This window comes from Montanilutibacter psychrotolerans, assembly GCF_003719825.1.
Lineage (GTDB): Bacteria > Pseudomonadota > Gammaproteobacteria > Xanthomonadales > Xanthomonadaceae > Montanilutibacter > Montanilutibacter psychrotolerans.
The window spans coordinates 505683-526505 of record NZ_RIBS01000003.1 but is presented as its reverse complement, the minus strand read 5'-3'; the positions used below and the strand labels follow the sequence as shown (position 1 = coordinate 526505).

Annotated in this window: 18 protein-coding genes; 7 read left to right on the top strand and 11 right to left on the bottom strand. The window is 69.5% G+C overall.

Annotated features, from left to right (window positions below; all coding sequences use genetic code 11):
* Position 1: 1 nt before the first annotated feature.
* Positions 2–955 (bottom strand): transaldolase, encoded by a 954-nt coding sequence (gene tal / locus EER27_RS09155; protein ID WP_123087727.1) that lies wholly within the window; start codon positions 953–955, stop codon positions 2–4.
* A gap of 137 nt (positions 956–1092) precedes the next feature.
* On the opposite strand from tal, the gene EER27_RS09150 reads away from it, so the two are divergent.
* Together EER27_RS09150 and EER27_RS09145 are read left to right on the top strand one after the other, a co-directional pair.
* Positions 1093–1941 carry an NYN domain-containing protein gene (locus EER27_RS09150; protein WP_190285720.1) on the top strand — a complete coding sequence of 283 codons (849 nt, stop codon included), beginning with the start codon at positions 1093–1095 and terminating at the stop codon, positions 1939–1941.
* A gap of 22 nt (positions 1942–1963) precedes the next feature.
* Entirely contained in the window at positions 1964–3691 is a 1728-nt protein-coding gene (locus EER27_RS09145) for a VanW family protein (RefSeq protein ID WP_223807241.1), read from the top strand.
* Between the two features lie 85 nt (positions 3692–3776).
* Here EER27_RS09145 and EER27_RS09140 read toward each other — a convergent pair whose 3' ends face one another.
* Both EER27_RS09140 and EER27_RS09135 read right to left on the bottom strand, forming a co-directional pair.
* Entirely contained in the window at positions 3777–4082 is a 306-nt protein-coding gene (locus EER27_RS09140) for a hypothetical protein (RefSeq protein ID WP_123087723.1), read from the bottom strand.
* A gap of 188 nt (positions 4083–4270) precedes the next feature.
* Positions 4271–6505 (bottom strand): primosomal protein N', encoded by a 2235-nt coding sequence (locus EER27_RS09135; RefSeq protein ID WP_123087721.1) that lies wholly within the window; start codon positions 6503–6505, stop codon positions 4271–4273.
* A 465-nt stretch (positions 6506–6970) separates the two neighbouring features.
* Between EER27_RS09135 and EER27_RS09130 the strand changes: the two genes are divergently transcribed.
* Together EER27_RS09130 and EER27_RS09125 are read left to right on the top strand one after the other, a co-directional pair.
* Positions 6971–7948 (top strand): hypothetical protein, encoded by a 978-nt coding sequence (locus tag EER27_RS09130; RefSeq protein ID WP_123087719.1) that lies wholly within the window; start codon positions 6971–6973, stop codon positions 7946–7948.
* A 73-nt stretch (positions 7949–8021) separates the two neighbouring features.
* Entirely contained in the window at positions 8022–8612 is a 591-nt protein-coding gene (locus EER27_RS09125; RefSeq protein WP_223807253.1) for a DUF3106 domain-containing protein, read from the top strand.
* Between the two features lie 103 nt (positions 8613–8715).
* Here EER27_RS09125 and EER27_RS17085 read toward each other — a convergent pair whose 3' ends face one another.
* Positions 8716–9030 (bottom strand): DUF4286 family protein, encoded by a 315-nt coding sequence (locus EER27_RS17085; protein ID WP_190285718.1) that lies wholly within the window; start codon positions 9028–9030, stop codon positions 8716–8718.
* A complete protein-coding gene (locus tag EER27_RS17080) occupies positions 9027–10358 on the bottom strand; it encodes a DUF3667 domain-containing protein (RefSeq protein ID WP_190285717.1) in 1332 nt (443 codons plus the stop codon). The genes EER27_RS17085 and EER27_RS17080 overlap by 4 nt, the downstream gene beginning before the upstream one ends.
* Before the next feature lie 125 nt (positions 10359–10483).
* Here EER27_RS17080 and EER27_RS09110 point away from each other — a divergent pair, with 125 nt between their 5' ends.
* Positions 10484–11884, top strand: a complete 1401-nt coding sequence (locus EER27_RS09110; RefSeq protein WP_123087715.1) for an MATE family efflux transporter — start codon at positions 10484–10486, stop codon at positions 11882–11884.
* A 50-nt stretch (positions 11885–11934) separates the two neighbouring features.
* Positions 11935–13824 (top strand): signal peptide peptidase SppA, encoded by a 1890-nt coding sequence (gene sppA, locus EER27_RS09105; RefSeq protein ID WP_123087713.1) that lies wholly within the window; start codon positions 11935–11937, stop codon positions 13822–13824.
* A gap of 220 nt (positions 13825–14044) precedes the next feature.
* Here the strand turns inward: sppA and EER27_RS09100 are convergent, their stop codons facing one another.
* Positions 14045–14293 carry a hypothetical protein gene (locus tag EER27_RS09100; protein WP_425480826.1) on the bottom strand — a complete coding sequence of 83 codons (249 nt, stop codon included), beginning with the start codon at positions 14291–14293 and terminating at the stop codon, positions 14045–14047.
* A 72-nt stretch (positions 14294–14365) separates the two neighbouring features.
* Between EER27_RS09100 and EER27_RS09095 the strand changes: the two genes are divergently transcribed.
* On the top strand, positions 14366–15145 hold the full coding sequence (locus EER27_RS09095) for an SDR family oxidoreductase (RefSeq protein WP_123087709.1): 780 nt from the start codon (positions 14366–14368) through the stop codon (positions 15143–15145).
* An 82-nt stretch (positions 15146–15227) separates the two neighbouring features.
* On the opposite strand, the gene EER27_RS09090 is transcribed toward EER27_RS09095, so the two are convergent.
* The 5 genes from EER27_RS09090 to EER27_RS09070 form a co-directional block, all read right to left on the bottom strand.
* Positions 15228–15872, bottom strand: coding sequence for a DUF4124 domain-containing protein (locus tag EER27_RS09090; RefSeq protein WP_123087708.1), 645 nt, complete (start codon positions 15870–15872; stop codon positions 15228–15230).
* Complete coding sequence (locus EER27_RS09085; RefSeq protein WP_123087707.1) at positions 15872–16552, bottom strand: DUF4124 domain-containing protein; 681 nt, start codon at positions 16550–16552, stop codon at positions 15872–15874. The genes EER27_RS09090 and EER27_RS09085 overlap by 1 nt, the downstream gene beginning before the upstream one ends.
* Before the next feature lie 128 nt (positions 16553–16680).
* Positions 16681–17301 carry a DUF1579 domain-containing protein gene (locus EER27_RS09080; RefSeq protein WP_190285716.1) on the bottom strand — a complete coding sequence of 207 codons (621 nt, stop codon included), beginning with the start codon at positions 17299–17301 and terminating at the stop codon, positions 16681–16683.
* A gap of 99 nt (positions 17302–17400) precedes the next feature.
* Positions 17401–17964 (bottom strand): L-threonylcarbamoyladenylate synthase type 1 TsaC, encoded by a 564-nt coding sequence (gene tsaC / locus EER27_RS09075; RefSeq protein WP_123087703.1) that lies wholly within the window; start codon positions 17962–17964, stop codon positions 17401–17403.
* Between the two features lie 139 nt (positions 17965–18103).
* The gene (locus EER27_RS09070) at positions 18104–20623 is read right to left on the bottom strand and encodes a DNA topoisomerase I (protein WP_123087701.1); all 2520 of its coding nucleotides are present in this window, start codon (positions 20621–20623) and stop codon (positions 18104–18106) included.
* Positions 20624–20823 lie beyond the last annotated feature (200 nt).

The window sequence follows — 20823 nt, the reverse complement described above, 5'->3', positions numbered from 1 at the left end:
TTCATGCGTGCAGCCGCTGCGCAAGCAGCGCCTCGAGCGCGTGTTGGTCTGCAGCGAAGCGGCGAATGCCGTCGGCGAGCTTGTCGCTGGCCATCGCATCTTCGTTGTGTTGCCAGCGGAACGCGGCTTCGTCCAATGTCGCGGGCCGGGTGACACGCACGTCGTCATCGACGAGTGCGGCGTCGACTGCGCCGCCGGCATCCTCGAGCCGGGCCAGCAGGTCAGGCGAGATCGTCAGCCGGTCGCAGCCGGCCAAGGCGAGCACCTGGCCTGTGTTGCGGAAGCTGGCGCCCATGACCACGGTCGGGTAGTCGTGGCGCTTGTAGTGCTGCCAGATGCGTGTCACCGATTGAACGCCGGGATCGTCCTGCGGCGTGGCGGGCGGGGCCGCGCCATTGGCCAGGTGCCAGTCGAGGATGCGGCCGACGAAGGGCGAGATCAGGAACACGCCGGCTTCGGCGCATGCCACCGCCTGGGCGAACGAGAACAGCAGCGTGAGGTTGCAACGAATGCCCTCGCGCTCGAGGCGGGCGGCGGCACGGATGCCTTCCCAGGTGGCGGCGACCTTGATCAGCAGTCGCTCCCGGCCGATGCCGGCCTGGTCGTACAGCGCGACCAGCCGGCGCGCCTGCGCGAGCGTGGCGTCGGTGTCGAAGCTCAGGCGTGCGTCGACCTCGGTCGACACGCGGCCGGGAACGATCTTGAGGATCTCGCCACCGATCGCCACGGCGAGTCGGTCGCCGGCGTCGGCGATACGCGCCTGCACGTCGTCGCCGCGCGCCTGCGCGAGCGCGGCATCGAGCAGCGGCGCATAGGCCGGCAACGTGGCGGCCTTGAGCAGGAGAGAGGGGTTGGTGGTGGCGTCGAGTGGGCGGAAGCGTGCGATGGCGTCAATATCGCCGGTGTCGGCGACCACCGCGGACAGGCCGCGGAGCTGTTCGAGCTGGCTGGTCATGGGGGAGGGGGTCGTGTCGTTGTCTTCTATGGCGATTGTGCAATAGCGTGCCGGGTGCGTCATGCGCGCGACGCCGCTGCGTTACGCTCGCAGGCGCCGAAGTCCGTTCCGCCGATGTCCGTGACGAGGAAGCCGTGATGGCCACCGAAGAAAAGCGCATCGCCCTGCTGATCGATGCCGACAACGCGCCCGCGGCGAAGATCGATGTGATCCTGGCCGAGGTTGCGCGACACGGCGTCGCCAACGTGCGGCGCGCGTATGGCAACTGGAAGAGCCAGCACCTGGGCGGCTGGGAGCGGACGCTGCACGAGTACGCCATCCGTCCGATCCAGCAGTTTGCCTACAGCAGCGGCAAGAATGCCTCGGACATGGCGATGGTGATCGACGCGATGGACCTGCTGTACGCGCGCAATCTCGATGGCTTCGCCATCGTCTCGTCCGATGCGGACTTCACGCCGATGGTGATGCGGCTGCTGACCGAGGGCGTGAAGGTGTACGGATTCGGCGAGAAGAAAACGCCGATGCCGTTCGTCAACGCGTGTTCGAAGTTCACCTACCTCGAAGCGCTGGGCCAGGTGGCCAGCACCGACAGCACCGAGCCGGTCACCACGACCACCCCCAAGACCGCCAAGGAACTGCGCGGCGACACGCGCCTGGTGCAGATGCTGCGCAGCGCCGTCGACTCCGGTGCAGGCGACGACGGCTGGTCGCACCTGGGCGCGGTGGGCCACCAGATCAGCAACCAGGCGTCGTTCGACTCGCGCAACTACGGCTATCGCAAGCTCAGCGACCTGATCGAGGCCAGCGGCCTGTTCGAGGTCCGCCGTGACAACCAGATCGTCTGGATACGGCCCGTGGCCAAGGCCCGGCCGCGGGTTGCGGCCGAGGGGGCAACCGGCGACGGCAAGCCTGCCAGCGCCAAGGCCACAGGCAATCGGGCGCCGCGCAGCAGGGCCGCCCGCAAGCCGGCGCCTGCCAAAGCCTGATCGCACCGTCGCCGCTCGCATCGTGAACGCCATCGCCGGGTCTTCCGTCGCGCTCGCGCTGCCCACGCGTCGTCAGGCGCTGGTGTTCGAGGCCAAGGCCTGGGTGTTCCGGTTGCGGCGGATGCTGGTCGATGCCTGTGACGGTGGGCGGCCGCGCCGGCAGGCGCACGCGGCGAGCCTGGTCGATGCCCCGGTGCTGGCCGAGTTCGAAGGCCCGCTGTGGCCGCAGGACGAAGCCGACCCGCTGCTGGTCGCCGGCAAGTTGCAGAACCTGCGTCGCGCGCTGCGTCATCTCGACGGCATCGAGGTTGGCGCCGGGCGGACGTTCGGCTTCTGGAAGCAGGTCGGACGCGCGACACGATCGCGCGGTTACACGCTGGGCCGTGAGTTGCGCGAGGGCTGCGTGATCCCGGCCATCGGCGGCGGCCTGTGCCAGTTGTCCAACGCCATCCACGACAGCGCGGTGCGCGCCGGGCTCGATGTCGTCGAGCGTCATCGCCATTCGCGCACGTTGCCCGGCTCGATGGCCGAACAGGACCTCGACGCCACCGTGTTCTGGAACTACCTCGACCTGCGCCTGCGCGCACCGTTCGCGTGGCGGCTGGAGATCTCGATGGACGCGCAACGCCTGCTGCTGCGCATCCGTGGCCAGCGCCCGACGACAGCGTCGGCGTGGCCGCTGGCCGTGCAACCGCGCCGGCCGGTCGACGTGGCCAACGACTGCGGCAGTTGCGGCCAGGACGCATGCCATCGCCATGTCGGTCCGCGAGCGGATGGCCTGCGCCGTGCATGGTGGATGGAGGAGGCCTGGCCGGAATTCGTCGCCCACCTGCGCCAGCAACGCGACGACGGCGATGTCGTGTTCGGTACCGATGGCCATCGGCTGCCGGCCCAGGCGTTGCCGCGCCGTGCGCTGCAATCGCTGGCCTGGCGCTACCGGCGCAGGCAGGGGCAAGCGCTGCCCCAGGTGCGACTGGCGCAGTTGCAGCAACACGCGCGCGATCTCGCACGCAGCGTGCAGGCGCGCGACGTCGAGTTGGTGCTGCCGCAGAGCCTGTTGCCGTTTCTGTGGCGCGATGGCGAACTGGCCGGTCGCCGCTACGCGGTGATGATGACGGCGCTGCCCATGACACAGTTGCAGGCCGAGCTCGACCGGGCGTCGCGACGCCATCCGGACTGTCATTCGCTGCGCGACTTTCGTGCCGATCCCGCGTTGGTCGAGGCCGAGCGGCAGGGCCTGCTCGCCGCCGATGCCTGGCTCAGTCCGCACGCGCAGGTGCTCGCCCTGGCCGGCGCGCGCGCGCAGGCACTGCCGTGGGCACTGCCCGCGCCGCTGACGCGCGCTGCAGCAGTGCATCCGGCCCGGCCGAGCGTGTACTTCCCCGCCTCGGCGCTCGCGCGCAAGGGCATCTTCTCGTTGCTGGAAGCGCTGCACGACGAGGATGTCGACATCGTGCTGCCGCCCGGTGACAGCGAGCGCGGGCTGGACAGCGGCCGGGCGCGGTTGCGTCGCGTGGCGTCCTGGCACGAAGGGCTGTTGCAGGCCGACGTGGTGGCGCTGCCGGCCTGGGTCGAACACCAGCCGCGCGCGCTGCTGGGTGCGATCGCGAGCGGCGTGCCGGTGGTCGCGACGCCAGCGTGTGGGCTGGACGCGTCGTTGGCTTGGCAATCGGTGGATGCCGGTGACGTGCCGGCGTTGCGTGCGGCGGTGCTGCACGCGTTGGACACGAGCGCCGCTACGCGCCGCTAGGCGCGGAACCTATCGCGGGCGGGACGCATCGCGACGGTTCGGTCGCGGCTGCTCCATCACGAGCCGCGCCGCACCTGCTTTCACCTCATCCGGACGGCCATCGCCTGCCACCGTACTTCTTGAAGCCGCCCACCAGCAGCGATCCGCATTGTGTGCAGTCGAAGCCGGCCTCGTGACCAGCCCCGCGCCCGTCGTACTCGTGCCAATGCACGAACGCCGGCGGCGCGAAACGGCGCTCGATCGCACGGCGATCCAGCACGCAATCGAAGGTCACGTTGGCGGTACTGCCACTGCCCCACCAGTCGCCGCTTGCAGCGACGGCGATGCCCCCGGCGCGGATCGCCGATTCGATCGGTTGGAGATGGATGCACGTCATCAGCTTCTTTGGCATGGTCGGCGGTTGCGATCGGTGCGTGCGCCGACGTGGCCACGGAGCGGCGGGGCAGTGCCTTCATCGTTGGTGCCCAACGGGAAACGCGACGGAGAACTCGATGGTAGCTGCGCCGTTGCTGGTCGGGCGGCGCAGGCGGGTCGCACCGCGCCGCGCGGCGGCGCGCCGTGACGGAGCGGCCGAATGGCTCAGTAGAGATCCACCGGGTCCACGTCGAGCGACCAGCGCACCTTGCGGGCTTCGGGCAGGGCGTGGACCGCGGGCAGGGCGGCGGTGAGGGTGGCGTGCAACTGGCGGCGATCGGGCGCGGAAATCAGCAACTGGGTGCGCTGGTAGCCGGCGCGGCGCGGCATCGGCGCCGGGAGCGGGCCGTTGATTTCGAGCGTGCTGGCGTCCGCAGCGGGCACGGCCGCTTCCAGGGTCCGCCTGGCGGCCAACAGGAAGGCATTGGCGACCGTGACCTCGGTGGCCTCGGCGCGGAACATCGCCATGTGCGTGAACGGCGGGAACCCCGCGTCCTCGCGTTGCACCAGCTCGGCCTGTGCAAAGGCGCCGTACCCGCCCGACAGCAGCGTGGCCAGCAGCGGGTGCTCGGGGTGGTGGGTCTGCAGCAGCACCAGGCCGGCCTTCTCGGCGCGGCCGGCGCGCCCGGCCACCTGCACCAGCAACTGGGCGAGTTTCTCCGGTGCGCGGAAATCGGCCGAGAACAGGCCTTCGTCGATGCCCACCACCGCCACCAGGGTCAGGTTTGGCAGGTCGTGGCCCTTGGCCAGCATCTGCGTGCCGACCAGGATGCCGGGTTCACGACCGAATTTGGCCAGCATCGCCTCCATCGCGTCGCGGCGCTGGGTCGACCCGCGGTCGATACGCAGTACCGGCACGCCAGGAAAGCGGGCCAGCAGCGCCTCCTCGATGCGCTCGGTGCCGGCACCCTGCGATTGCAGCGCCAGGCCGCCGCAATCGGGGCAGGCGTTGGGCGCGGGTCGTCGCGCACCGCAGTGATGGCATTGCAGGCGATGGCCACCGGCATGCACGGTCATCGGCGCGTCGCAGCGCTGGCATTGCGCGCTCCAGCCGCAGTCGTGGCACAGCAGCACCGGCGCGTAGCCGCGGCGGTTCTTGAACACCAGCACCTGGCCGCCGGCGGCCAGTGCCTGACTCACCGCCTCGAACAACTCCGGCGACAGCCCCGCCTCGAGAGGCCGCTTGCGCACGTCGACCACGCGCACGCTGGGCGGCAGCGCGACGCCGGCGCGTTCGCGCAGGCGCAGGTGGGCGTACCGGCCGGCCTGGGCGTTGCGCAGCGATTCCAGCGACGGCGTGGCGCTGCCCAGCAGCACCGGCACGCCCAGTGCCTTGGCCCGCACCAGGGCGAAGTCGCGGGCGTGGTAGCGGATGCCATCAAGCTGCTTGAAGCTGCCGTCGTGTTCTTCGTCGACCACCAGCAGCCCGGCCTCGGGCAGCGGCAGGAACACCGACGAGCGCGTGCCCACCACCACCCGCGCATCGCCGCGCGCGGCCGCGGCCCAAGTGCGCGCCCGCTCGCCGTCGGACAGGCCCGAGTGCAGCGCGTGCACCGGCACCCCCAATCGGGCGCGGAAACGCGCCAGCGTCTGTGGGGTCAGGCCGATCTCGGGCACCAGCACCAGCGCCTGCTTTCCGCGGGCCAGGCAGTCGGCGATCGCCTGCAGGTAGACCTCGGTCTTGCCGCTGCCGGTGACGCCGTCCAGCAGCAGCGCCGCAAAGCCGTCGCGCGCGGCCAGCACCGCATCCACCGCAGCCCGTTGGCCCTCGCCGAGCGTGAACGGGCTGATTGGCGTGTCGGCGTGTGCGGTCGGCGCGGCATGCAACGGGTAGCGTTCGACCAGCGCGCGCTTGCCCAGCGCGCGTGCGGCGGCCCGCCAGCCGGGGGAAGCGTCGTCCAGGGCGTCTTCGTCGAGCGGGTTGCGCGACAGCAAGGTGGCCAGCGCACGGGGCTTTCCGGCCCGCAGGCCGGCCAGGGCAGTTTGCCCCGCCTCGGTCAACCGCCAGGCCCAGCTGCGGCTGTCGGGCAGTGGCTCGCCGTGGCGCAGTGGCGCCGGCAACGCAGTGGCAAACACCTCGCCCAGCGGCGCGTGGGTGTAACGCGCCAGCCATTGCAGCGATTCCAGCAGCTCGCCAGCGAACAGCGGCGCGCCGTCGAGCAGGGCCAGCGCCGGCTTGGGCTCGGGAGCGTCGGGGTCGCGTGGGGCAACCTGGGCGATCACTCCGACCAGTTCGCGGCTGCCGAACGGCACGCGAACCCGGCAGCCGACGTGCGCATCGCGGGCCTGTTCACCCGGCGCCGGCAGGTAGTCGAACAGCCGCGCCAGCGGCACCGGCACGGCCACGCGCCAGACGGCGGGCGGCCCGGGGCTGGCGGTCGGATCGGAGGTCGGGGGCATCGGCAAAGTCTAGGCGATGCCGAGGAATCCGGACCCGTCCGCGAGCGCCCGAAAAAAGGCCCATGGCAGTTGCGTGTCAATGCTCCCAAAAACCTGACGAACGTCACGCAAGTTACCGTGGGAAAAGGGAAAACGCCCTTATCCACACCGGCTGTGGATAAGTCTGTGAATCGTGTGTCTGCAAAATTGCGCAATCCCGCAACGACAAGCCCTGCGGCTACGTTGGTGAAAAAATCGCCATGCCGGATATTCGCTTGAATATCAATTGTTTAGCCGTGAAACATGACGGTCATACGGTCCCGGATGGGGCTTGACAGCCTCCGGGTTACGGTTCCGTTACTGCTGTGCACAACCGCTTTTGCCCACAAGCCGCGTCGGGCTTTGCTCGCGCCCGTCGCGACGGGTTGTCAAGCGTTAATCGTGGGGGCGGCGTGGCTATCATGCGGGCATGGTGAAACCCTTCCGATGACCCACGTCTCCCCCTCGTCATGGTCCGCCGCGCCGGCGGCGTTGTCGGCTTTCCTGCGTGGCGTGGAACGTCGCGCGGCGGTGCTGGCCGAGCTGCAGGCCGGCGATGCCGCGGCCGGCGACGCGGTGGTGATCGCGGCGATGCGCCATTTCCGGGCCGAGGCCGCCGACCTGGCCATGAGCGACTGGCCGAGCCGGTTCTGGGCGCTGCTTCTGGCCGAGCCGCGGTTGCGCGAGCGCACCCCGGTGTCGCTGCCGCTGGATGCCACCGACAACCTGGGTGAGCTGGGCGGCGGGCCGCGTGCGGCGCTGCTGCTGCGGCTGGCCGCGGGATTGTCCGAAGGCGAGGCCGCCGCGGCGCTCGGGGTGCCGGTTCCGGCCTACCGGGTGGCCCTGCAGCGGGCGCTGCCGCATGGCCCGGACGGCGAGCCCGACCCGCTGGCCTGGCAGCGACTGCGTGACCAGGTCCAGCGCCGCATCAAGATCCTTTCGCCGCAACGGCTGCTCGCGCTGGGCCAGGCCCGCGACGCGGTGCTGGCCGGTGCGCCGGAGGCATCGACCGCCGCACCTGCCGGGCGGTCGACGGGTCGCCCGGCGCGCTCCTGGTCGCGGCGCGGGTTGCTGGCCCTGCTGTGGCTATTGCTGCTGGCATGCGCGGCGGCCTTCACGGCAACCTTCTTCTGGCCCCTCGATCGCCTGCTTGGCCAGCAATTCGGCGGCGTGACCGTGCGCTCGCTGGCGGTGGCCGAGCCGCCGCTGGCGCGTTACGGGGTCGAGGCTGGACTGATCTCCCATCCCGATTTCGCCCTGCTGGCCGACCCGGACGGGCTGGCCGCGTCGACCGACCTGGATTTCCACGCCTGGTTGGCCGGGCAGGCGCCGGTCGATCCGGGGCTGTCCGACGAGGCCGCTCCGGTGGTCGACGGCACCGAGCCGGCGGCCGACGCGCCGGGAGAGACCGATGCGCTGCTCTGAGGATCCGGCCTCCCGCCGCGCGACATCTGTCCGGTCGACCGGGCGTCCACTGGCCGGGGCGTTGTTGAGCCTGGTGTTGGTGGGGAGCGCGATCGCCGCGGTGCCGGGCGAGTTCGCTGCGGTGCTGGACCGCCTGCCCGCAGCCGCGCGCGACGCGCTGCAGCGGCAATCCGCGCAATGGGCGAGCTGGTCGCCGACGCAGCGCGCCGCGTTCACCCGCCGCGCCGCCGCCTGGGATCGCCTGCCCGCGATCGAGCGAGGCCGCCAACGCGAGCGTTACCTGGCCTGGCAGGCGCTGCCGAACGCCGAGCGCGAGCAGGTCGCCGCTGCCGCCGCGACCTATCGGACGCTGCCCGACGACGCGCGCAAGGCACTGCGCGCGCAGTTCGATGCGTTGGACCGACGCCTGCAACGCGGTTGGCTGCTCGGCCCGGTGCTGGGCCCGGACTACGCCCGGTTGCAGCCACTGCTGGCCCAGCTGCCCGAGGCCGAACACGCGCCGATGCTGCACTGCCTGCGCGACATGACGCCGGCACAGCGCGCCGATCTGGCGGTGCTGGTGCAGCGCACCGCCCCGCAGGACCGCCCGGCGTTGCGCAAGGAATTGCTGGCCACCAGCAGCGGCAACCGCGCTGCGTGGCTTTGGCGTCGCCTGGACCAGTAGGCGATTGGACCGCCCGACGGCGGTGATCGCGGTTGCGATCGCCATTGCGCCCGAACCGGTACCAGCACTTGGTAGCGCCGCGTCTACCCGGACGGCGTAACCGTCAGCGTGTCGTCTCGCGCAGCACCCGTCGCGTTGCGCTGAATCGCGTGCCGAAGCGGGCAATGCCCTCCCCGCGCATGCGCGGTGCGTGCTCGGCCAGGTAAGTGGCCAACGCGGTGGCGTCGACCAGCGTGTACTGCACGCACAGCCGCAGCCGGCCCGGCTCGGCAGCGGGTTCATCCTGTTCGAACAATCGTGCCGCCGTGAAACCGGGCAGGGCGAGGATCTCGTCGATGTGCGCGGCCAGCCAGGCGCGGTAGTCGTGTTCGATGGCCGCGTCGATGTCGAGGTTGACCTCGTAGATCACGCCGCTCACGCGCGCACCACGCCGGCGATGATCACGAACAGCATCGCCAGCGTCATCAGCAAGAAGTACAGGAAGCCCAGCGTCAGGAACTTGGTCAGCGTCAGCAACCAGCCCTGCCCGTACACCCGCTTCTGCATCAGCAACAGGTAGGTCGGCATCCAGCACCACAGGAAGAACTCGGCGAAGCCGACCAGGACGACGCCCGGCGACCAATGCGTTTCCAGCCAGGCCATCAGCGCCATCAGCAGGAACATCACCAGCACCGCCAGGCACAGATAGGCATGGCTGTAGAGCGCCACCACCAGGTGCTCCAGGTAGACCCGGCCGGTGGTGATGTAGCCCAGCTTGAGCAGCAGCGCGAACACCGGCACCAGCACGAACAACGCCGACGGGATCGCGCCGATCATCGCGTTCTTGAACAGCTCGGGGTCTTGTTTGAAGCGCGGGATGTTGCGCTGCGCCCGGCCGATCTGGCGGTTGAGCCAGCGATTGCCGAATGCCGGCAGCCACTCCACCCGCAACGGGTTGCGCGTCTCGTGCCACGGGTTGACGCCCTGGGAGAACACCTCCCCCATCACGTCGTCCTTGTTCTTGCCGTCGGCCGCGGTAGTGCCGGCGCCGGCCTTGGGCCCGGTGTCGGTGGCCGCGACGTCGTCGCCCGGAGGCTTGGACGCCGCGCCGGGGACCGCCGGCGCGGGCTTGCTGGCCGGGATCGCGTTGGACGCGCGCGTGTCGCCGGTCGAGGCGGCCTTGCCGGCGGCCTGCAGTGCCTGGCTGCGCCTGCGGGCCTGTTCGCGCAGCGCGGCAGCGCTGACGTCGAGCGCCTTCATCCCGGCGGTGCGGGCGGCCGTGACGGGCGTGACTTCCATCGCCGTGCGCGCCTGCGTCAGCGTGTTCAGACCTTCTTCGAGGCGGGTATCGACCTCGGCCTGCGTCCTGGCGGTCTCGATGGACGATCCATCGCCGCCGTCGTCCAGTTCCACCGTCGGCTTGATGGGACTGTCGAAATGGATCACCGACTGGCCGACGAAGAAGGTCAGCACAGTCACGATCACGAACAGCCGCAACGGCGCGACATAGCGCGCGCGATGGCCGGCGAGGTAGCCGATCGCGACCCGGCCCGGCGACAGCAGTCCGCGCAAGGTGCGGAAGATGCGGCCATCGAGGTGCCAGAACGACTCGAACACCTCCTCGACCGCATGGCCGAAGTTGCGCACCGGGCTGTGCACGGACTGGCCGCAGGCATGGCAGAAGTGGCCATGCAGCGGTGTCTCGCAGTTCTCGCACGCAGCTGGCGTGGCGTGTCCGTGATCGGTCGCGGAGGAGGGGCTACTCATGGTTCGCGGCTTCGCGGCGGGCATTCACGGGGAGATCGTTAAGATAGCCGTCCGCCGTGTCCCGGTGCCAGCGCCCGCCATCTCGTTGCGGCCGCGCGACCGCAGCCACGCGTCTGGTTGTCTTGATGTCTTCCCCCGCCGTCCAATCCTCCGCGCCCACGCTCGCGCGCGAAATCCGCAACTCCGCCGTCCTTGCTGCGCCGCTGGTGCTCGGCCATCTCTCGACCGGTCTGATCGGTTTCGTCGACAGCGTCATCGCCGGCCACCACGGCACCGACACGCTGGCCGCGGTGGCCGTGGGCACCGCGCTGTTCTGGCTGCCGATGATGGTGCCGATGGGCACGTTGATGGCGTTGCCCGCATCGGTCTCGCAACTGGACGGCAGTGGCCGCCGCGATGCGATCGGCCCGCTGTTCCGCCAGGCGCTGTGGCTGGCGCTCGGGTTGGGCGTGCTGTTGTTCGCCTTCATGTCGCTGGCCGTCCACGCCTTGGCGCCGATGGGCATCGCCGAGGCGATCCGTCCGGGCGCCGCGGCGTTCCTGCACGGCATCCGCTGGGGTGTGCCGGCGCTGACGTTGTACCTGTGCATGCGCTATCTCAGCGACGGGCTGCACTGGACGCTGCCCACCATGCTGCTGGGCTTCGGCGGCCTGCTGTTGCTGATCCCGCTGGGCTACGCGCTGACCTGGGGGCGCTGGGGCCTGCCGGCACTGGGTGCGGGCGGTCTGGGTATCGCGTCGTCGGTGATGATGTGGGCGCAGGCGATCGCGTTCGCGGTGTACCTGTGGCGCGCGCGTCGTTTCGCCTCGCTGAACCTGTTCGCGCATTTCGATGCGCCGCAATGGCCGGTGCTGCGCGGCCTGCTGGCCACCGGCCTGCCGATCGGCGTGACCGTGGCGATGGAAGGTGGTCTGTTCATCACCACCGCACTGCTGATTGGCCGGTTGGGCGATGTGCCGGTGGCGGCGCACCAGATCGCGATCAACGTCTCCAGCCTGTGCTTCATGATCCCGATGGGTCTGGCCGAGGCGACCACCGTCCGCGTCGGCCACGCGCTGGGTCGCGACGACGCCGATGGCGTGCGGCGCGCCGCCTACGCCGGTTACGCGATCGTGCTGGGCACGCAGTTGCTGTCGGGGCTGGCACTGCTGGCCGGCAACGACCTGCTGGTGAGCTTCTACACGCGCGATGCCGCCGTTGCCGGTCTGGCGGCCTCGTTGCTGTTGTACGCGGCGGCGTTCCAGTTTCCCGATGGCGTGCAGGTGCTGTCGGCCGGCGCGCTGCGTGGCCTCAAGGACACGCGCATGCCCATGCTGCTGGCGGCGCTGGCCTACTGGGGCATCGGCATGCCGCTGGGCGCCGGTCTCGGCCTGGGCCTGGGCTGGGGGCCGAAGGGCATGTGGATCGGCCTGATCGGTGGCCTGAGTGTTGCCGCGGTGTTGCTGAGTACGCGTTTCGTGCGGTCCAGCCGCGCGCTGTCGCCCGCGCGGACGATGTCGCCGGTCCCGGTGACCAATGGCCGATGAAGCCCGCGGCGTGAACCGTTAGTCTGCAAGCCTGTTCTCGGAGCAATCGAATGAGCAACGACAAGCCCCGCCGCGGTCCGATCGCACTGGTCGCCATCGGCATCTGGGATGGCATGAACTTCGTACGGCGGTTGTTCTTCAACCTGCTGTTCTTTGGCCTGCTGTTCCTGTTCATGCTGGCGATCCTGATCGGCGATCGCAGCACGCCGCTGCTCGACAAGACCGTCCTGGTGATTGCACCAAAGGGCGCGCTGGTCGAGCAGTACAGCAGCGACCCGATGAGCCGCGCGCTGGCCAAGGCCTTCGGCGACGATGCGGATGAGGTGCAGTTGCGCGACCTCGTGCGCGCGCTCGACCGCGCCGCCAGCGACAAGCGCATCGACCGCGTGCTGCTGCGCCTGGACGAGTTCGCCGGCGGCGGCCCCGCTTCGATGCGCGAACTCGCCGCGGCCATCGGCCGCGTCAAGGCCGCCGGCAAGCAGGTGGTCGGCTTCGGCGAGAACGTGGGCCAGTCGCAGTACCTGCTGTTGGCGCAGGCCAACGAGCTTTACCTCGACCCGATGGGCGGGCTGCTGCTGGAAGGCTACGGCCGCTATCGCCAGTACTTCCGCGAAGGCCTGCAGGACAAGCTCGGCGTCGATGTGCACCTGTTCAAGGTCGGCGAGTACAAGTCCGCGGCCGAGCCGTACGTGCTCGATGCGGCATCGGCCGAATCCAAGGAAGCCGACCTGTTCTGGATGAACGACGTGTGGCAGCGCTACCTGGGCGACATCGCCAAGGCGCGCAAGCTCAACGCCGCGCAGCTGGCCACCGGCATCGATCAGTTCTCCGCCGGCCTGGCGGCGGTGCAGGGCGACCTGGCCAAGTACGCGCTGCAGCAGAAACTCGTCGACGGCCTCAAGACGCGCGAGCAGGTCGAGGACCTGCTGGTCGAGCGCGGTGCCGAAGACGCAGACGCCGAGGGCGGTTTCCGCCAGGTGTCGCTGGAGGGCTACCTGGCCCACATCGATCGCGCCTCGCTGGCGGCGGTCGACCGCCGGCCGAAGGTGGCGGTGGTGGTGGCCGAGGGCGAGATCACCGGTGGTGAGCAGCCGCCGGGCACCGTGGGCGGCGAATCGACGGCCGCGCTGTTGCGCGAGGCGCGCGACGACGAGGACGTGAAGGCCCTGGTCCTGCGCGTCGACTCGCCCGGCGGCGAGGTGTTCGCTTCCGAGCAGATCCGCCGCGAGATCGTGGCACTCAAGGCGGCCGGCAAGCCTGTCGTGGTGTCGATGGGCGACCTGGCGGCGTCGGGCGGCTACTGGATCTCGATGAACGCTGATCGGATCTACGCCGATCCGTCGACGATCACCGGTTCGATCGGCATCTTCGGCCTGATCCCGACCATTCCGCGCGCGCTCGAGAAGATCGGCGTGCACACCGATGGCGTCGGCACCACGCGATTCGCCGGTGCCTTCGACATCACCCGCCCGCTCGATCCGGACGTGGGCAACGTGATCCAGTCGGTGATCGACAAGGGCTACCGCGACTTCACTGGCAAGGTGGCGCAGGCGCGCAAGAAGCCGGTCGAACAGGTCGACGCCGTGGCGCGTGGTCGCGTGTGGACCGGTGCGCAGGCGAAGGAACGCGGTCTGGTCGACGAACTGGGCGGGTTGCAGGCGGCGATCGACGATGTCGCCGCGCGCGCCAAGCTCGGCAAGACCGACGACTACCAGGTGCGTTACGTCGAGAAGATCACGCCGCCGTTCGCCCGCCTGTTCGGTAGCCTGGCGGAAAGCCGGATGGGTTCGGCGTGGCTGCGCGAATCGGGCATGGCCCGCGCGTTGCTGGCCAAGGCGGCCCCGCAGGCGGCTGCCGACCTGCGCTTCCTCGAAGGCTCGATCCAGCGCACCCAGGGCGTGCCGGTGAAATCGCTGGCGTACTGCTTCTGCGGCTGGTGAGTCGGGTGCGCCGGGCGCCATCGCGCGTTGCCAACCGGCCCTGAGAAACGCACAACCCCGGCCCAGGCCGGGGTTGTTTTTTGGGGCGTGGGTTCGGTGCGCGGGAAATCCCGCGAGGCATCCGGGACGATGGCCGTCGATGCCGTCGGTACCCTCGGAGCGCGGTGGTGTCCGCTACTGCCGGCGAAGCCGACGCGCGCAATGCCGACGCAAGCCTCGGTCAGTCGCCGGTAGCGGCCTCGATGGCGGCGCGTTGCGCCTCTGCCGCTTCGCGTGCCGCGGCGTCGGCAGCCTTGGCCTGGTCGATCGGCTGCTGGATCGCTTCGCGCAGTTCGGTGTTGGCCTGCGGCTCGGGCGGTTGATCCTTGTCGGGCGGCTGTGGCCTGGAGCATGCGGCCGACGCAAGCAGCACGGCGCACAGCACGGCGGCGGTTAGCGGGTTTGCCACGTGCATCGGGCTGGCTGACATGTCGGGCTCCTCGGCTGGGTCGGAGGCTATGCTACGCCCGGCCGCGAGCGGCGGCGCACGAACGAGGCAGGCATGGATCCCAAGCGTTGGCGACTGGATGGACAACTGGCGCTGGTCACCGGCGGCAGCGCCGGCATCGGTCGTGCCATCGCCCGCGAGCTGCTCGGTTTCGGTGCCGACGTGCTGCTGGCCGCGCGCGACGCCGCCGCGCTGGACATCGCGCGCAACGAGCTGCTCGAAGACTTTCCCGAACGCCATATCGAAAGCTTCGTTGCCGATGTCGCCATCGACGAGCAACGGCGCGAGCTGCTCGACTGGGTGGAGGATTACGGCGAGGGCGCGCTCAACATCCTCGTCAACAATGCCGGCGCCAACATCAGCAAGCCGGCAACCGACTACGCCGATGACGAATGGCGCGATGTGTTCGAGGTGAACCTGTTCGCCGCATTCGAGCTGTCCCGCTACGCGCACCCGCTGCTGACCCGCCACGCCGCCTCGAGCATCGTCAACGTCGGCAGCGTGTCGGGGCTGACCCATGTGCGCACCGGCGCGCCGTACGGCATGAGCAAGGCGGCGATGCACCAGATGACGCGCAACCTCGCGGTCGAATGGGCCGAGGATGGCGTGCGCGTCAATGCCGTGGCGCCGTGGTACATCCGCACGCGTCGCACGTCCGACCGGCTGGCCGATCCGGACTATCTCGATGAGGTGCTGCTGCGCACGCCGCTGGGCCGCATCGGCGAGCCGGAGGAAGTCGCCGCCGCGGTGGCATTCCTGTGCCTGCCCGCGGCCAGCTACGTGACCGGCGAATGCATCGCGGTGGACGGCGGATTTCTGCGCTACGGGTTCTGACATCCCGGTGTCGCGATGCCGGGCCGGTTCCGCGACGGCCCACGCCCGTGGCGGAGCACGGGCAAGTGACTAGAAGCAGGCCTTAAGGCTTGGCCGCCTGCGCGCAGGTGCTCTCGGCGACGATGCGCGCAACGCGATCGCGTTCGGCCTGCACCACCTCGCGTGTTTCGCTGCGACCAAAGCGCAGGCCGGCTTCGGCCTCGCCCAGGCGCTGCTTCCAGGCCGCGCACACGGCGCCATCGGGAATGCGCTGGCAGCGGTCGCTGACCATCTGGCAGGAGCTGGCGCCGCCGCTGCCGGACAAGCCGCCCAGGTCGCTGGTGGCCAACGGCGCGCAGCGCTGCTGCGCCTCGCCGCTCTCGCTGAGGTAGCGATCCTTGTCATAGGTGGTGCATTCGTACAGCACCGGCGGCGGCAGGCGCTCGACGTCGGACGCGGTGTCGTAGACCGCCGGGGGCGGTGCTGCCGCTGCGGACGCTGCCGGTCGCGCGGCGGCGGGCGAGGCGGGCATGGGAGGAGGCACGTAGGCCGGTGCGGCGTACGAGGGCGTCGGTGCTTCGAGCACCTTGCGTTCCTCACGACTGCCCTTGGGGCAGCGTTCGTTGTTCTGGAACGTCTGCGCACCGCTTGCGTCGGTGCATTTGTAGATCACCACTTCCTGCTGCGCAGTTGCGACGCCGGAGGACAACAGCAGTACCAGTACCGGCAACGACATCCACGCGCGCATCAGGTTCCTCCGCAATCGTTATCAAGGCGGGCATCGATGCCGCGCTGCTCATTATCCATGCGCGCGCGTTCGCTCTGCAGCGCGCTGTTGTAGGCACGGATCAATTCGTAACGGCGGTCACGCAGGCGCGCGCAGACTTCCTGCTGCGGCAGCGGGTGGCAGGCATCGCGAACCCAGCTTCCGGTCGAATGGACGACGCCGGCCGGCAGGAGCGGTCGATGGCGCGGTCCGCCCAGATCGATGCCAGCGCGGACGTGGCGGTCACGGTACACGATGCGTGCTCGCCCGGTGTCATGACGGTCCAGTCCGGCGTAGACGGGATAGCCGTAGGTCCACGACGGCACCCAGCGCGGACTGCCGTCGCCGTTGTCGCTGGTGTAGGTCTGGCCGTCGGCGCCTGTGCACTCGTACATCGTGCGCGGCGGTTGCAGGTAGACCACGTGCGGCGCCAGTGTCGCCGGCGCCTGCGGTGCGACCGGTGCCGGGCGCGGTCGTGCGGGTGCATCGACCGGACGCACCATCGCGCGCACCTGCTGGCGCTCGCCTTTGGCACACGGGGTGTCGCGCAGCGTGAGCCGGTTCTGCGCGTCGGTGCAGCGGTAGATGGTGACCTCCCCGGCGTGCGCTGCGGAGGCAGCGCACAGGGCCAACAACAGGTAGGTGGCACGGTGGAGCTTCATGCCCGCATCTTGCGCCCCATCGCGCGTCCGGTGGTAGCGCCGCCCGCCGGAAGGCGTCCTCCGGTCGAGGCGGCATTCAGATTGTCCGCGCAGCGCCCGGTGCGAGGCCCACACACGGGCCGGTCGGCTCATTGCGCGCGATTGAACTCGATCTGCATGGTCTTGCGTTCCTTGCCGTCGCGGGTCTCGTAGAACTCCATCACGTGGTGGTCCTTGTCGACCACACGCACCACCTCGCGGATCGGCGTCATCGTGCCGGGCTTCATCGCGTCGGCCATTTCGCCGCGATAGGTGTAGGTCTTGCTGGCCGCGTCGTAGTCGCCTTCCAGCATGGCCATGCCGGTCGACATGTTGTCGGTCCAGCTGCTGAAGTACTTGCCCTTGACGTTGTCGTAGCCGCTGTAGCCGATCCCTTCGAATGCCTGGCCCATGAACATGCCGCTGTAGTCCATGCGCAACTGGCGGGCGCCCAGTACCGGGGTGTTGACCGTCTTGCCCATCTCGACGGCCGGCGGCGTGGCGGGATCCATCCAGGCGCTCATCTTGGTGGTCCAGCTGCCGCTGAAGTGTTCGGCCAGCTGCGCGTGCTGCGCACCCGGGGTGGAAGCCTTCTGCCAGGCGTCCATCATCGCCTTCTGTTCGGCGCTCATTTCCGGCGGTGCGGTGTCCTGCGCGCTGGCGGGCGCGGCGAAGGCCAGCGCGAATGCCAGTAGCGGCGTGAGGGTCAGGAGCTTGGTTCGGGTTGGCATGTCATCGTCTCCAGGCAGGCGGTGCGGCGCACCGTGGCGCGTCATGCTGGCAACGTCGGCGTGAAACGGGCGCGAATGCTAGGTGCACCGGCGATGGCTTCAGTCGCGCAGGACCAGGCCACTGCGGGCATCGCGGATCGCCGTTGGCGATGCCAGTCCACCGGTTTCGCCTTCGACCACGCCGTCGATCAGCGCCAGCAGCGCCGGGTCCAGCGCATTGCGGACGAACGCGGGCGGCTCGCCCGATCGATTGGCGCTGGTCGACACCACCGGCCCGCCGAAGGCCGTGCACAGCGCGGCCACGACCGGATGCGCACTGACGCGGACCGCGACACCGGCGTGGCTTCCGCGAATCCATGCGGGCACGCGCGCGGTGACCGGCACGATCCAGGTGTTGGGGCCCGGCCAGCTGGCCAGGACCGCGTCGCGGCGCGCGTCGGGCAGCGCCTCCCAGTCCAGCAGCCCGTCGAACTGCGTGGCGCTGGCTGCCGCCAGGATCAGTCCCTTGTCGCGTGCACGTTGCTTGATCGCGAGCAGCCGCGTCACCGCGCCTTCGTCGAACGGATCGCAGCCCAATCCCCAGACCGCTTCGGTCGGGTAGGCCAGCACCGCACCACGGCGCAGCGCCGCGGCGGCTTCGGGGATCGTCAGTGCGAGGGACATGCGGGCAGCCTGTTCGCCGGTGACCGGGCGTTCGAGGTGGGGCGGGACGCCTGCCAGCCGGCAGGCTCCCGATGCGGACCGTGGCGGGCACGGTTCCGGAGACGACGGCGATCGGTGGTGGCGATCGCCGGCATCGGGTTCAGAAGGGTGCGGCGTCGTTGGCGGCCTTCTTCACGACCTTCTTCGCCGCCTTCTTGGCAACGGTCTTGGTCGCGGTCTTGCTGGTCGCCTTCTTCACGGCTTTCTTCGTCGCCTTCTTTGCCGCCTTCTTCACCGCAGCGGTGGCCGGGGCCTTGGTTGCGGCCTTCTTGGCGACCTTCTTGGCCGGTTCTTTCTTCGCCGCCGCCTTCTTGCCGAAGCCCTTGCGCATCGGCTTGCCGGTGTCGGCCATCATCTGGGTGACCTCTTCCAGCGTCAGCGATGCCGGCTCCCGATCCTTGGGGATGCGGCCGTTGAGCTTGCCGTCGCTGATGTACGGGCCAAAGCGGCCGTTCAGCACCTGGATGTCGCTGCCCTCGAACTGCTTGATGATGCGATTGCGGGCGATCTCTTCCTTCTCTTCGATCAGGAACACCGCACGCGCGAGGTCAACGGTGTAGGGGTCGTCCTCCTTCTTCAGCGAGGCATACACGCTGCCGCGCTTGGCGAACGCACCAAAGCGGCCAATGCCGACGCTGACTTCCTCGTCCTTGTCCAAGCCCAGCTTGCGCGGCAGCTTGAACAGCTCCAACGCGTCCTCGAGCGAGATGGTGTGCATGCTCTGGCCGGGGCGCAGCGAGGCGAACGTCGGCTTTTCCTCTTCGTCCTCGATGGCGCCGATCGCCGCGTACGGTCCAAACCGACCCAGGCGCACGCTGACCGGTTTGCCGGATTTCGGGTCGGTACCGAGCTGGCGCGCACCGGTGGCTTCGTTGCGGTCGACCGAATCCTTCTTCTCCTCGACCAGCTGCTTGAACGGCGTCCAGAAGCGTTCCATCAGCGGGATCCAGTCTTCCTCGCCGCGCGACACCGCGTCGAGCTCGTCTTCGAGCCGTGCGGTGAAGTCGTAGTCGACGTACTGGGTGAAGTGTCCGGACAGGAACTTGCTGACCGCACGGCCGACGTCGGATGGACGGAAGCTGCGGCTTTCCAGTTCGACGTACTTGCGGAACAGCAGGGTCTGGATGATCGAGGCGTAGGTCGACGGCCGGCCGATGCCGTATTCCTCGAGCGCCTTGACCAGCGCCGCTTCGGTGAAGCGCGGCGGTGGCTGCGTGAAGTGCTGGTCGGTGTGGATGCGGTCCAGCGGCACGCGGTCGCCGGTCTTCATCAGCGGCAGCTTGCGGCCTTCGTCCTCGTCCTCGGCGCCCTTGGTGTCCTTGCCTTCCTCGTAGACGGCCAGGAAGCCCGGGTCGACCACGGTGGTGCCGCTGGCGCGGAAGCTGTGCTCGCTGCCGGCGGCGAGTTCGACGCTGACCGTGTTGAGCGTGGCCGGCACCATCTGGCAGGCCACGGTGCGCTTCCAGATCAGTTCGTACAGGCGACGCGCATCGTCCTCGAGGAATCGCGCCACCTGCGTGGGCGTGCGCAACGCCGAGGTCGGGCGCACCGCCTCGTGGGCTTCCTGCGCGTTCTTGGCCTTGGCCTTGTAGGTGTTGGGCTTGTCCGGCAGGGCGCCGGTGCCGTAGTCGCGGGCGATGACGTCGCGGATCTCATCGATCGCATCGGCCGACAGGTTGACCGAGTCGGTACGCATGTAGCTGATGAGGCCGACCGTGCCTTCCTCGCCGAGCGCCACGCCCTCGTACAGCTTCTGCGCAACCTGCATCGTGCGCTTGGTGGTGAAGCCGAGCTTGCGCGCGGCCTCCTGCTGCAGCGTCGAGGTGGTGAACGGCGGTGCCGGGCGACGCTTGCGCTCCTTGCTGCCGACGTCGGTGACGTGCAGCGCGCCGTTTGCGGCCGCGACGATGCGCTTGCGCGCCGCTTCGGCGGTATCGCCGTCGGTGACGGTGAACTGCTCGAACTTCTTGCCGTCGAGCTTGGCCAGTCGAGCGGTGAATGCCTGCGACGGATGCGCGCACTCGGCTTCGATGGACCAGTACTCGCGCGCGACGAAGGCTTCGATCTCCTCCTCGCGTTCGACGATCATGCGCAGTGCCGGCGACTGCACGCGACCGGCCGACAGCCCGCGCTGCACCTTGCGCCACAGCACCGGGGACAGGTTGAAGCCGACCAGGTAGTCCAGCGCGCGGCGCGCCTGCTGGGCATCGACGAGGTCGCCTGCGATGTCGCGCGGGTTGGCCATCGCTTCCTTGATGGCGCGCGGGGTGATCTCGGTGAACACCACGCGCTGCAGCGTGCGGTTCTCGAGCAGGCCACGTTCGCGCAGGATCTCCGCGATGTGCCAGCTGATCGCCTCGCCCTCGCGGTCCGGGTCGGTCGCCAGGAACAGGTGCTCGGCGCCCTTGGCGGCCTTGGCGATCGCATCGACGTGCTTCTCGTTCTTCTCGATGAGGTCGTAGCGCATCGCGAAGCCGTTGTCGGGATCGACTGCACCCTCCTTGGGCACCAGGTCGCGGACGTGGCCATAGGACGCCAGGACGGTGAAGTCCTTGCCCAGGTACTTGTTGATCGTCTTGGCCTTGGCGGGCGACTCGACGATGAGGAGATTCTTGGCCATGAAGGATTGGCTCCGCAGGGCCGTTTCGGGCCGGGCATGGTGCCGCGAAAACGCCGCGGCAATGTGTTGACGCCCGCGGCCAGGACCGCGGGCGTTCAGCGAGTTGCTCTATTTAGTGGAATCACGCGGCGACCACGCCTGTCAAGCTCGGCCGGCTTTCACGCCGTCTCCACGGCGCGCGCGGCAGGGCCCTGCGCGCC